This is a genomic window from Methylocystis sp. Uni0008 (assembly GCF_056838045.1).
On record NZ_JBXEJH010000002.1, the window covers coordinates 99,417 to 112,401 of the forward strand.

General features: G+C 58.0%; 9 protein-coding genes and 2 pseudogenes. 5 read left to right on the top strand and 6 right to left on the bottom strand.

Features of this window, described 5'->3' with window-relative positions:
* Positions 1-364: 364 nt before the first annotated feature.
* Positions 365-805 carry a PA2169 family four-helix-bundle protein gene (locus AC0X69_RS20385; protein ID WP_482613758.1) on the bottom strand — a complete coding sequence of 147 codons (441 nt, stop codon included), beginning with the start codon at positions 803-805 and terminating at the stop codon, positions 365-367.
* A gap of 656 nt (positions 806-1,461) precedes the next feature.
* Here AC0X69_RS20385 and AC0X69_RS20390 point away from each other — a divergent pair.
* The gene (locus AC0X69_RS20390) at positions 1,462-1,941 is read left to right on the top strand and encodes an NUDIX hydrolase (RefSeq protein WP_482613843.1); all 480 of its coding nucleotides are present in this window, start codon (positions 1,462-1,464) and stop codon (positions 1,939-1,941) included.
* Between the two features lie 45 nt (positions 1,942-1,986).
* On the opposite strand, the gene AC0X69_RS20395 is transcribed toward AC0X69_RS20390, so the two are convergent.
* On the bottom strand, positions 1,987-3,987 hold the full coding sequence (locus AC0X69_RS20395) for an aconitate hydratase (RefSeq protein WP_482613759.1): 2,001 nt from the start codon (positions 3,985-3,987) through the stop codon (positions 1,987-1,989).
* Positions 3,988-4,208: 221 nt separating this feature from the next.
* Between AC0X69_RS20395 and AC0X69_RS20400 the strand changes: the two genes are divergently transcribed.
* The 3 genes from AC0X69_RS20400 to AC0X69_RS20410 all read left to right on the top strand — a co-directional run bounded on the left by AC0X69_RS20400 (position 4,209) and on the right by AC0X69_RS20410 (position 7,710).
* Positions 4,209-5,399 (top strand): NADH-quinone oxidoreductase subunit D, encoded by a 1,191-nt coding sequence (locus tag AC0X69_RS20400; RefSeq protein WP_482613761.1) that lies wholly within the window; start codon positions 4,209-4,211, stop codon positions 5,397-5,399.
* Between the two features lie 98 nt (positions 5,400-5,497).
* Positions 5,498-6,874 carry an APC family permease gene (locus AC0X69_RS20405; RefSeq protein ID WP_482613763.1) on the top strand — a complete coding sequence of 459 codons (1,377 nt, stop codon included), beginning with the start codon at positions 5,498-5,500 and terminating at the stop codon, positions 6,872-6,874.
* A gap of 656 nt (positions 6,875-7,530) precedes the next feature.
* Positions 7,531-7,710: a hypothetical protein gene (locus tag AC0X69_RS20410; RefSeq protein ID WP_482613765.1), complete on the top strand. Its 180-nt coding sequence runs from the start codon at positions 7,531-7,533 to the stop codon at positions 7,708-7,710.
* Positions 7,711-7,791: 81 nt separating this feature from the next.
* Here the strand turns inward: AC0X69_RS20410 and AC0X69_RS20415 are convergent, their stop codons facing one another.
* From AC0X69_RS20415 to AC0X69_RS20430, 4 genes and pseudogenes are all read right to left on the bottom strand, one after another.
* Complete coding sequence (locus AC0X69_RS20415) at positions 7,792-7,977, bottom strand: hypothetical protein (protein ID WP_482613766.1); 186 nt, start codon at positions 7,975-7,977, stop codon at positions 7,792-7,794.
* A gap of 831 nt (positions 7,978-8,808) precedes the next feature.
* On the bottom strand, positions 8,809-9,192 hold the full coding sequence (locus AC0X69_RS20420) for a response regulator (RefSeq protein WP_482613768.1): 384 nt from the start codon (positions 9,190-9,192) through the stop codon (positions 8,809-8,811).
* A pseudogene (locus tag AC0X69_RS20425) lies at positions 9,176-11,137 on the bottom strand (PAS domain-containing protein); the annotation flags it as partial. The pseudogene AC0X69_RS20425 and the gene AC0X69_RS20420, both read right to left, overlap by 17 nt.
* A 52-nt stretch (positions 11,138-11,189) precedes the next feature.
* Positions 11,190-11,447, bottom strand: a pseudogene (locus AC0X69_RS20430) (integrase core domain-containing protein); the annotation flags it as partial.
* A 257-nt stretch (positions 11,448-11,704) separates the two neighbouring features.
* Between AC0X69_RS20430 and AC0X69_RS20435 the strand changes: the two are divergent.
* Positions 11,705-12,934: an IS110 family RNA-guided transposase gene (locus AC0X69_RS20435; protein ID WP_482613769.1), complete on the top strand. Its 1,230-nt coding sequence runs from the start codon at positions 11,705-11,707 to the stop codon at positions 12,932-12,934.
* The last annotated feature ends 51 nt before the right edge of the window (positions 12,935-12,985 follow it).

Sequence of the window (12,985 nt, forward strand, 5' to 3'; positions counted from 1 at the left end):
TGTGGCCAAGATTGGGAATCTTTGACTTCGTCCCTGCGAGTTTTTGGTCTTAGACGGGCGGCACAGCCGGTCTCCTCCCGCAGAGCGGCGCCGAGTGCTCCGCGAATGTGTCCGTCACAACTTACGTCGGCGCCAAATGACCCGAACCGACGTCTATAATGGTTACGGGGACGCTTACGACGCCCGCGCTGGCGATCAAAATGACAACCGGAGAGAGGCGCTGCACGTGCCGCGGGCATTGCCTCACTGGCGACGCTGAAGCCCTAAAAAGCCTTTTCGAACCGTGGTCGAAAAACTGGATTGCTCGACGGTAGTCGCCACACTTTGAGCACGGCCCGCCATCGCGCGGGCGTAATCAATCCAGTTAGGCCGCGTCGCGTAAGCGCCTGATCAAATCGCGATGTTCTACCACTCTGTTGTATTGCCGCCGTACGATCGTATGGGCATGCGAAGGCAATTCCTCACTGAGCGCTTTCTCATAGGCGGCTTTCGCGGCGTCTTCCTCGCGCTCGCAATCCTTCAGAATGGCTTCGTCGTCGCTACCGGCAATCGCCGTCTTCAGATTTGTCCAGTAGCGGTGAAGCGCGCCTGAGATAGTGCCACCAGTTCCAGGAGGCGTACCGCCAAGCATCACTACCTCGTCCTCGAGCTCGCCAGCGCCAATCCCAAATCGCTCTGAAACTCCCTCAAAGACGCGTTGCAGTTTTTCGTCTTTAACGACTCCGGCCGCAGCGGCAAACCCCTTTTCTCCGTCGCGACTTACCTCGGCCAAGTTCCTCAACACAATCTGAGCTTTGGTACTCATTTCATTGCTCCTTTTAGGGTCTGCGCGGATGCGCAGGAACCTTTTGACCGCCAAAATGTTCCTCGGATTGGGCGGCTGCACGCCGTGTCATCGCGCGGCACCGCCGAAGCTACGACATAATTTTTCACTTCGAAGGAATGATAGTTTTCGTTCTTTACGATGTGGCTTAGCGCATTCCTGCAGGCAGACATAAGAATTCGCGCGCGCCATAGGGGTAGAGCCAATACTGCGTCGCAGGCGCCTGGCGACAAGAACCTTCGCACGTAATGGCAGGACCGGTCCGCGCCATCGCCTGAGTCATCAAGTGCCTTAGCCCTCGCGAATCGCCCCTTAAGGCCGAGTAGCCGCTGCCGATCGCCTTAACCCTCGCAAGGACCAGGGGTGTAGTTGAGCAAAGCGCCTGACTTTCTTCAGCGCCATCTCGGCTTCGCTAAGCGGCTGTGCGGTCGCAACCGTCGAGCAACAGATAAGGCCTGAAGACATTCTGAACCCTGACTCGTGGCCGCGCCTCAATGCGGCCAGACTATAAAAATCAAAACGTGAATTCCTGAGAAAACCCGGGCGGCCAGGCCACGCAAAGCGCCCGCGGCTTGATGGACCTCGAACTATAGACGTGTTCTCATGGAGAGTTGAAGCGCGTCGGTGGAAAAATGGAAATGGTCAAGCGGAGCGCGGGAATTCTCCTGTATCGCCGCATCCGCGGCTCGCTGCAGGTTCTCCTGATCCATCCTGGCGGCCCTTATTGGCAGCTTAAGGACGCAGGCGCCTGGTCAATCCCGAAAGGACTGATTGGCGTGGGTGAAGAGCCCCTGCTGGCCGCCAAGCGCGAATTTCGGGAGGAAACGGGAACGACCCCCCAAGGCGCCTTCGTCGATCTTGGCGAGTTTCGTCAGCCCAGCGGCAAGCGCCTGACCGTGTGGGCGCTCCAAGGAGATTTCGATCTTGACTCCTTTAAGAGCGATGAATTCCAAATGGAGTGGCCACCGAGATCTGCTCGCGTTAAAAATTTCCCAGAGGCGGACCGCGCGGAATGGTTCGAGATTGGAGATGCTGCGCGTAGAATCACCAACGGTCAGCGACCGATTCTTGACGCTCTCCTCCGGCTCCTCCGCTCAAAGGAATACTCGCGGACGTAGCCGGGCAGCTGCAGCAGTTGGCGCGCGTGTTCCACGAAGATTCAGCTAGGCCGACCGCCTCTCAGACGCCTCGTGCATATGGCCAAGGCGGCGTCGATGCGCAATCACGCCGCCATCGATAATGACAGCGATTTCCTTGAGCGTCAGGTGATGGACCGTTTCGACGTCTCCCTTGCCGCTCGCGAAGATTATGGCCTCCCCGTTCGTGAGCTTGCTGCGCAAGTTCTCGCAGTTCAACCTATCGCCGATGTGCAAGCGGTCATAAGCGTCATTGTGTGCGAAGAGCAGCGGGAGAATGCCGTAATTGATGAGATTTTGGCGGTGAATGCGCGCGAAACTCTTCGCGATGACCACGCGCAGGCCGAGATAGCGCGGCGCCGCGGCGGCGTGTTCGCGCGATGATCCCTGACCATAATTCTCTCCGCCGATAACGGCGTGCCCGAGCGCGGCGCCGAGCGCGCGGGCGCGGCGTGAATAGCCCGGATCAATCGGTTCGAACGCGAAATCCGAGATGCGCTCCAGATTTGAGCGGAAAGGCAGCACCTTGGCTCCAGCTGGAAGAATTTCGTCGGTTGATACGTCGTCGCCCATTTTAAGCAAGATCTCTAACTCGACCTTGTCAGGAAGAGGATCAAAGTCCGGCAACGAATGAATATTGGCGCTCTTTTCTAAAGCGACGCGCTTCGCTTCCGCTGGCGGTAGCGGCGGCTCAATCAGCGACAATTCGGACCGCGGCGCGGGCTCAACCAGTCCCGGATAGAGAATGCCGATCTTGCGCGGATCAGCCACGCAGCCTGCAAGGGCTGAAGCAGTCGCGGTTTCTGGCGAGCAGAGAAAGACCGAATCTTCCTTCGTGCCGGATCGTCCGGGGAAATTACGCGGCGTCGTACGCAAGGAATTGCGGCCAATCGCGGGGGCCTGACCCATACCGATGCACCCATTGCACCCTGTCTGATGAATGCGGGCGCCAGCGCCAAGGAGCGCCGCAAGGCGACCATCGTCAAGCAACATCTGCAACACTTCTCGCGACGTCGGATTGACGTCGAAGGAAACGGCTGGCGGAATTGTCTTGCCTCGAACCATTTCGGCGGAAATGGCGAAATCCCGCCAACCGGGATTAGCGGAAGAACCGATATAAGCTTGGGCGATCTCCCGGCCTTCAACCTCGGTGACTGGAACGACCTTGCCAGGACTGGAAGGCAGAGCAATCAGCGGCTCAAGAGCCGACAGGTTGATGCTGTCGTGGACATCATATTCACAGCCTTCGTCCGCCGCGAGCGCTCGCCATTGCGCTTCGCGCCCGCGCGCGGCCATGAAAGCGCGCGTTGCATTGTCGGAAGGAAAGACGGATGTCGTCGCGCCAAGTTCAGCGCCCATATTGGCGATAACGTGGCGGTCCATCGCGCTAAGACCAGCAAGGCCGCTTCCATAATACTCAATTATTTTTCCCACGCCGCCAGCGACGCCGTGACGACGCAGCATTTCGAGTATGACGTCCTTGGCGCTCACCCAGGCCGGTAAGACGCCACTGAGCTCGACGCCAAATATGGCGGGCGCCTCAGTCACATAGGGCTCTCCCGCCATGGCCAGCGCTACATCGAGGCCGCCAGCGCCAATCGCCAGCATGCCAAGCGAACCGGCCGCCGGCGTATGGCTATCGGAGCCAAGCAGAGATTTTCCTGGCTGACCGAAGCGCTCCATATGCACGACGTGGCTGATGCCGTTGCCGGGCCGCGAATACCAAAGGCCAAATCGCCGGCAGGCGCTTTCCAGGAAGAGGTGATCTTCAGCGTTGAGATTGTCGACCTGTAGTAGATTGTGATCGACATATTGGACGCTGACCTCGGCTTTCACGCGATCAAGGCGCATTGCCTCAAGCGAAAGCATGGCGAGCGTGCCCGTGGCGTCTTGCGTAAGGGTCTGGTCAATGCGCAGTGCGAGTGGCGCGCCGATTTCCTCGCCGCCGTCGATACGGTGCAGATCGATCAGTTTTTTGGCGAGCGATGATCTTCTTGCCGATGACTTTAAAGCCGAAGCCTTGGCCATCGGACGTTCCCTCGAGCATTCGTCACGAGCCCTCATATAGGGCGCGGCGCCGATCAAGACAGCGCGACAGTTAGGCGGAAAACACCCAAATTGTTCTTTGGGCGATCTAAGCACGCAGGCCGTGTGCGCCAGCGGATTCAGTTTCTTCTACCCTATCGGCGCAATTGACGTGGAACACACGCCTTGAGGCAGCGTTGCTCCCCAGAAATTCTGAGGCAGCCATGGTTCATATTTCGGGACGCGATTTCACCGTGAATTTTGGCCCCGCGCATCCGGCCGCCCATGGCGTATTGCGGCTCATACTCGAGCTAGACGGCGAAGTGGTGACGCGCGTCGATCCGCATGTCGGCTTTTTGCATCGTGGAACCGAAAAGCTCATTGAGAGCAAGACGTACTTACAAGCCCTGCCCTATTTCGACCGGTTGGACTACGTCGCACCGATGAATCAAGAGCACGCCTTTTGTCTCGCTGTAGAAAGACTGCTCGGACTCGAGCTTCCGAGGCGAGCGCAACTCATTCGCGTGCTCTTTTGTGAGATCGGTCGGCTTCTTTCTCATCTGCTGAATGTCACTACACAAGCTTCAGACATCGGCGCGCTCACTCCCAATTTGTGGGGTTTCGAAGAGCGCGAGAAACTAATGGTGTTTTACGAGCGCGCCTCGGGGGCGCGCATGCACGCCAATTATTTCCGCATCGGCGGCGTGCATCAGGACCTCCCCGGTAAGCTTCTTGATGACATTTATGCCTTCTGTGATCCATTCTTGAAAGTCTGCGACGATCTCGAAGGATTGCTTACTGACAATCGCATCTTTAAGCAGCGAAACGTCGACATCGGCGTCGTGACCTTGGAAGACGCGTGGCGCTTGGGCTTTTCTGGCGTGTTCGTCAGGAGCTGCGGCGCGGCGTGGGATCTGCGCAAGGCGCAACCTTACGAATGTTACCCTGAATTCGATTTCGGCATCCCAACCGGCAAGCATGGCGATTGTTACGATCGCTACTGCGTTCGAATGGAGGAAATGCGACAGTCGACCTGCATTATGAAGCAATGCCTCGACAAGCTCGCCTCAAGCGCGGGCCGCGGGCCAATTGCAGTGATTGATCATAAAATTACACCGCCGAAGCGCTTCGAAATGAAGCGCTCAATGGAAGCGATGATCGAGCAGTTCAAGCTCTACACGGAAGGATTTCATGTGCCGGCCGGCGAAGTCTATGCAGCAGTAGAAGCGCCAAAAGGAGAGTTTGGCGTCTATCTCATCTCCGACGGCTCAAATAAGCCATACAGGTGCAAGATTCGCGCGCCCTCTTTCGCGCATCTCGCCGCGGCCGATTATTTGATGCGTTATCATATGTTGGCGGATGTGTCCGCCATCGTCGGCTCTCTCGATATTGTTTTTGGCGAAATCGACAGGTAAGAACGCCTGTGACAAGCAGGATTTTTGCGCTAGCGCCAACGTAGGCAATGGTCCTTTAGTGGTCGATGGCCTCAAGCCTTAGATGGTGATTCTTTCTCATGTTGAATGACACGGGTCGGCGCTCACACGCGATCCAGGCGACGCTAAAGCCAGCGATCGGTCCAAAGCTCCTGTTTTTCTTCGTTATCGGCGACGTCGTCGGCACCGGCATATATGCGCTCATCGGCAGCGTAGCTGAGCAGATTGGCGGCGCGCTTTGGCTGCCATTCCTAGCGGCGTTCGCAGTCGCCTTCGTCACCGCTTTCAGCTATCTCGAATTGGTCGGCAAATATCCCCGCGCTGCCGGCGCAGCGCTATACGTCCAGCAGGCGTTTCGTATTCCTTTCCTCACCTTCTTGGTCGCTTTCGCCGTGATGAGTTCGGGCATTACGTCAGCTGCGGCGGCGGCCCTGGCTTTCGGCGCTTACCTCCAGCCGTTCGTCCAAATGCCGGTCATGCCGACGGCCGTCGGATTTCTCATCGCCCTTGGCCTGATCAACTTCCGAGGGGTGACCGAATCGGTGAAGGTCAACATGGCGCTTACCAGCATCGAGGTTTCGGGCCTCTTGCTAGTCATTGCGATGGGCGGCTACGCCCTCGGAGCGGGCCACGGCGAGCCGAGCCGGCTCTTAGAGATTCATACCGGAGACCAGAGCTTTCTGCTTTCGATCAGCGCGGCCACCTCACTGGCGTTTTTCGCTATGGTCGGGTTCGAGGATTCGGTGAACATGGTCGAAGAATGCGAGGGCGGAGCGCGGATCTTCCCGCGCTCATTGCTTTCCGGACTGGCCGCCGCAGCCGTGCTCTATGAGCTGGTCGCTCTCACCGCTTCGCTGCTGGTTCCCGCCGAGACGCTTGCCGCCGCGAGGTCAGATGCGCTGCTGAAGGTGGTCGCCATCGGAGCTCCTTCCTTTCCGCTAAGATTCTTCGCCGGCATCGGTTTGCTCGCCGTGATCAACTCGGCTCTGATCAATCTGATGATGGCTAGCCGGTTACTGTACGGCATGGCCAATGAAGGCATTTTGCCCCCTGGGTTCGCCGCGGTGCATCCTTCCCGGCGCACGCCCTGGGTATCAATCTTGTTCACCACTGCGCTTGCTGCGGCGTTGGTCGTCATCGTCGGCGAAGATGGAGTGAAGAAGCTTGGCGGCACCACAGCGCTTCTCCTTCTGTGCGTATTCACGGGAGTTAATATGGCCTGTCTGGCGCTGCGTCGGGAGCAAGTCGAACACACACACTTTCACGCGCCCTCCGGTACGCCACTCCTGGGCGCGGTTTTATGCGGCTATCTCGCCCTCCCAGTGTTGTCGGGTCGGCCTCCCAACGACTACGTTATCGCGCTCGCTTTGCTGGGCGTCGGCATCGCGCTTTGGGCAGTGAATCGGCGATGGATCGATCATAACGGCGTCAACGCAAAAGCGAATAACAAGAGCTAACGCCGGGCGCCACCAAGAGAGCGCGAACTTGCGCGCCCCAGGCCTAAACGTTCACTGGCGTATAGCTTGCTTAACGTTTCCTCGTCGGCCGCCGAGTCGATCGAGGCGCACTCCTACACTTCGCTCCGACGGCCGCTCTTGCAGCGATAATCGGAGTGGGCTGCTCGGACGCTTAGCGGGCTTTCCGCGGTGGCGACGCTATGAGTTCTTTCGCGAGACGCATGACCTCAATCCCTTCGAGCTCGGCATCGGACTCGTGCTTGTCGTCATCACGGTATTGAAGTTGAGCTCGCGTTTTCCAGGCTCGCCCTTCCGCCATGTTTCCTCATTCCGGATGCTGCTTTTCTTGGCGCCTACATCGGAGCTCGGCTAGCAATAATAGTTCCGCTTCGGTTCGTACGGTTGGCTATCGCAGGAATGATGGTCGTGATCGGGTCGATTTGGCGACTGGAGTTCTGTAAGATGAGTGGCAATTCTGCAGCGCTGCTCCGGCCACCGCACAGTAAAACTAGAAGAATGGGCGCCGTCGCCGCCGGTCACAGAACCGGCGCCGGCAATGTCAATTCGACGCTCAATTCAGGCCCGACATCAATTTTTTCCGAATATCGTGGAACGAAACTGCCGTGAAGAGGTTAGCGCCCAGAGCGGAGCATCTCATGAAAGAACTGAAGCCAGACGATTGGAGCAGTGCGTTTAGCCGCGAGCGTCAAGGGCTGCCCGCCGCTACGCTAGAAAAAATCGGCAAACAATTGGAATTTAAGTTCACGAAGATCGTCACTGAGCCGTTGCCTGCCGAACTCCAAGATCTTTTGATTGAGTTGGAAGAAGCTCTGTAAGAACTAGAGCGGTGCTGCCGTCCGCTTCATGCCCGCCGGCGCGGATGCCGATTTCGCCCCACGCCGACCGATCGATCATCCTTAGAAAAAAAGCCCTAGGGCGCCGCCCGCTAATCCACCCACGACGGCAGCAGCGATTGTGTTCGGAACGCCGCCGAGGCTCGCATATGCGAGACCGCCCAATATGACGGCGCCGACTCCAGCGAAAATGTAGGTGTTGGTCGTTACTTCCCATTCCTTCTCGGGAGATGGCCCTTGATTGGTCATGATCGCTCCTCCACCATTTCCGGCGAGCCGCCCGGTCGCGCGTCTTGAGGCTATGCTGCGTACGTCCGTTCTGGACAGGCGTCATTTGGCTCGCCGAGCCGAGGCGTCAATGGTCGCGTCGGACGTATCGGACATAAAGGCAACTCGTCATAGTTGGCGTAGATCGTTTCGTCCGGATGCGCCTGATCAGACATCATCCAAAGATGACCCGTCCTCACAACCGCTGCAGTCAAGCTCAGATCGTCATCAGGATCGCGCTTAGTAGCCAATGGCGTGAAGACGTAATCCTGAGCCGCTTTGTCAAGACCCATTGTCTTGCAACCGCGCAGCATAGGCTGCCACGCCCGCGGTATCATCGTCGTACGCCGCGCAACGATCGTTGCCCAATTCCGCGCATGCGGACCGGGAACCGCCGCGTCGCGGCACACTCGGTTGCGCGACCTGTCGACCACAACAAGGCGCTGTATCCCGCGCATCTCCATCACAATTCCGCCATGACGAAATTAACCTTTGATTTGTCCCTCGCTAGCAGAATACCTCTCTATTGAGCCTATGCTTGTTCTGCTTGGCTCCGTTCCGACGTTCGAAGTGAGCAGCGCTTTTCATTCTTTGTCCTCCGAGAGCGACAGACGTGTTCCGTCGCATCCCCGCGGCTTTCACCGCTGCGAGGTGTCAATTATCGCCATATAAACTCTGCGGCCTTGGAGCCGGCGCGCGGCGCGGCGAGCTTCGCGAAGGTCGAGCTCGTCAATTAGACGGGGTACAAAACGTTCGAAAGATGCCGTCGAACTGGTTCCGCATTTCATCGAAGAGGGGCGTCTACGACAAGCGTCAACGCTCAATCAGGCTGCGCACAGCTTCAACAACGTCATTGTGCCTGAGAGGCTTGGCTAAGGCTATAACGCCGGGGTATTTCGCCCTAACCTTATCGGGCAACGTTTGGCCGCTGTAGAACACGAAAGGGACGTTTCGAGCTGCAAGCACATCCGCGATGGGTTCGGAAGTGTCCCCACCCAATCGGAAATCCAATACAGCCGCGCTGAGCATTGTATTCTCTGCGCGTATCAAAGCCTCTTGGAGAGTCGTAGCGCTTGTGGTTTCGGCGCCCGCGTCATTCAAGATCGTTTCGATATGCACGGCGATGAGGAACTCGTCGTCGACGACGAGTATCTTTGCGCCTCTTAGCTTACCGTCCCCCTCAACTTTCGACGTCACTTTTTGGCCTCCTGGCGATGTCAATCTCAATCGTGCAAATCAAGCCCTCAGGCAAAAATTCGCGACGCACGCTTGCTCCCGGCAAGCTGCGCTCGATCAATGAACCCCCAAAGCCCACCCTATTTGGCAAAACAACTTCGGGTCCCTCGGATTCACGCCAGATGATTTTTAAGATCTGCTGTTTTTTCTCCTGGCGCACGGTCCAATCCAGGTCAACCTTACCTTTGGGCGACGAGAGCGCTCCATATTTGGCGGCGTTGGTCGCGAGCTCATGAAGCACCAAACCCAACGGAGTGGCGATATCGGGAGACAACATGATCGGTTCGCCATGCAATTGTAGGCGCTGTATGCCCTCGTCTCGAATGTAGGCTGCGAGCTGCGTACTGACGAGATGACCGAGCTCTGCGCCTTCCCAGCGCGACTCGATCAGCAGCGTATGCGCATGCGCCAACGCTGCGAGTCGTCCCTCAAATAAGTCGACGAATTCGCTATTCGATGCAGTCGTGCGCAGCGTCTGCCGCGCAATTGACTGGACCACCGCAAGCGTATTGCTCACGCGATGATTCATTTCTCGGAGCAGCAGACGCTGCCGCTGCTCCCATTTCTTCTGGTCGGTGATATCTCTGGTGCTCTCGAGCACTAGGCGTCGATCTCCGGTTGCCATGAATTCAACCTGGCTTTCGACAGTTAGCGTCCGCCCGTCCTTGGTTCGATGCAGCTGCTCGCCGCTCCAAACTCGGTTTTTTATAAGCGAATGTCGCAGCGCATCCAAATTGATTCCCGGCACGGATGTTTGAAGCAAAGCTTCTTCCTTCTGCCCAATCGCTTCCTCACGCGAGTAGCCGTACAGCTGCTCGCTCCCTCGATTCCACTGTGTGATGCCATCGTCAAAATCCCATACGAAGATGGGCGACCTTGACAGTTCGACGAGCCGCGTTTCTTGACGCAGCCGCGCCTCGCTTTCGCGGAGCGCTTCCTCAGCTCGACGGCGTTCAGTGATATCAACGAACGTGGCGACCACGCCGTCGATCTTATCCTCGACTGTTCTGTAGGGTCGCACGCGTATGAGATACCATCTCCCGTTGCGGCTTTTTGCTTCGCGCTCGATAGGCACAAGGTCTTTTAGTACGACCCGGGCTTGGTCGGCTAGCCCATCATATTCGAGCTGGTGCATGAAATCGGTGATCGGCCGCCCCTCATCGCTGGGCGTGATGTTGAAGAGCTCCGTTATGTTCGGCGTGAAGCGCTTGATGCGCAGCGAAGGATCGAGAAAGAGCGTTCCAAAATCAGTAGCCGCCATTAGGTTCTGGAGATCGCTGTTTGCGCGCGACACGTTCTCCAGTTTGAGTTTCAACTCATTGTTGACGGTTTGGAGTTCTTCATTAATGGACTGAAGCTCCTCTTTGCTCGTCTCCAGCTCCTCCGACGTTGAACGATATTCCTCGTTGATCGACTGAAGCTCCTCATTGGCCGCGCGCAACTCCTCATTGGCCGCTTCCGACTCCTCCCTGGTCGCTCGCAATTGCCCGTGGGCGAGCTGGAGCTTGCTTTGTAGCTGTTTGACTATGTTGCTGACCCCCGATGTTGGCGCGCGTTGATCAACTTCCAGATCGTTACGCTCAACGGTTTCGCCCTCGATAAAGAGCACCAAGGCGTAGCGCGTTGGATCGTTTTCCTCGAGCGCCGGCTTAACCTGCAGATAGACGCGCCTTTCATCTCCGTTGAATTTGACCGTAAGCGGCGTGCTGAGGGTCCCTTCTCCGCGTACGAACGCACGGTGAAGCGCCATCCGTAGATCAAAGCGGAGTTCCTCTCGCACTAATTCGATCGCATCCGTGGTGATGGGGCCGCCAGAAAATTTTAAGAATCGGCCGGCATTGTCGGAGAGATGAATTGCATGGTGATTTTCATCGATCAGCATGCTTGGCGGAGCGACTCTCTCAAGTGTACAAGTTGATATTTGATCTGACGGACGGCATGAGTTGGCCGATGTCGTTTCAGGCGGCGTTGCTCTCCTCGTTGGCCTGAAGATGACCTGATTTTTCACGCGCCAAGGGCAGCGCGTCAATAAAGGTCTGCATCGGCGTTTTTCCGAAGCACCATTTTCCCTGATGTGGGCGGAGTTCGTTGAACTCTCGCATCCACGCGTCAAGATCGCTCTGCAGCTCGTCGATCGTCGCATAGACCTTCTTGCGGAAAGCGATGCGGTAGAACTCGTCGAGCATGGTCTTGTGGAAACGCTCGACGATGCCGTTATCCGGTATGTGATTCCTGGCGCCTTTTCGTCCGGCTGTTTTCTTTTTGGGAACGGCGTATGGTGAGCCCATCCGGGACGAGGGGCGCCGGGAGCACGAAGGTGCGGGCAGGCCGCCGATAGACATTGGGCTGAGAGCCCGAGCTCGTTACATGGCCGCCCCTGCGACTTTCCCGGATGCGCCGCGAGCGCGGATCAGTAGATGTCGTGTTGCCCGCCAGCTCCCATTTTGAACGAGGCAAAGGGGAGAGATTGGGCATGCGCATCATTGGACTGGACATTCACCGAGCTTTCGCCGAAGCGGTGGCTTGGGATGACGGAAAGCTAAAGCGGCTAGGGCGCGTTGACATGCGACGCGCGCTTCTGACGGCCTTTGCGCAAAAACTCTCGGAAGATGACACCGTGGTTATCGAGGCGACGGGCAATGCAGCGGCTGTCGCAGCGGTTATCGCTCCGCATGTCAAGAAGGTCGTGATCGCGAACCCGAAGCAAGTGCGCATGATCGCTCACGCGAAGATCAAAACCGATACGATCGATGCGAGCGTATTGGCTCAGCTCTACGCCAGCGGCTTCCTGCCCGAAGTTTGGATCCCCGACGAACCGACGCAGGCCTTGCGCCGTCAGGTGACGCGTCGCAATCAGATTGTCCGACAGAGATCCCGTCTCAAGAACATCATACAATCGATTTTGCATGCCTATCTCATCCCGTCTTGCCCGCATGCAGATCTCTGCGGACCTAAGGGCCGGGCCTGGCTCGTCGAGCAGGTCGTGCCCGAGGATGAGCGCCTCGCGATCGAACGGCATCTGCGCGAGTTCGACCGCCTGGGCGAGGACCTGAAAGTGATCGAACGCGATCTGGCCCGCTCGGCTCTTTCGGACGATGGCGTCAAGCGTCTGATGACGATCCCGGGCGTCGACATGGTGGTGGCGCTTGCGATCGTGGCTGCGGTTGGCGATGTGACCCGTTTCGGCGAACCGCAGAAGCTTGTCAGCTACCTCGGCTTGAACCCAAGTGTCCGGCAGTCGGGACCAGGGCCGGCTTATCACGGCCGGATTACCAAGCAAGGCCGCGGTCATGCCCGCGGCATGCTCGTAGAGGCCGCCTGGGCCGCGGCGCGCGCGCCGGGTCCTTTGAGAGCTTTCTTTCTCCGGGTCAGGGCCCGGCGCGGCCAGCATGTAGCGGCCGTCGCGACCGCGCGCAAACTCGCCATCGTGATTTGGCATCTCTTGACCAAGGGCGAGAGCTATGTGTGGGCGCGTCCGTCGCTGCACGCGAAGAAGCTGCGCGACCTCGAGCTCAGGGCAGGATTCAAGCCGGCGCGCGGCCAAAAGGGCGCAGCTCACGCCTACAACATCAAGAGTTGCCGAGACGAGGAGCGGAGGTGGGTGGAGCAGGCCGAAACGGCTTATGCCCGCTTTGTCTCCGGATGGAACCCTCGCGGCCCAAAAAGGGTGCGCACAGGCGCCGCAAACGAGGTGCGACGATAAAGGCTGCGCGGCAGGGCTCTCACCTCATGCCCTGCTCTTCGCCACGCGGTC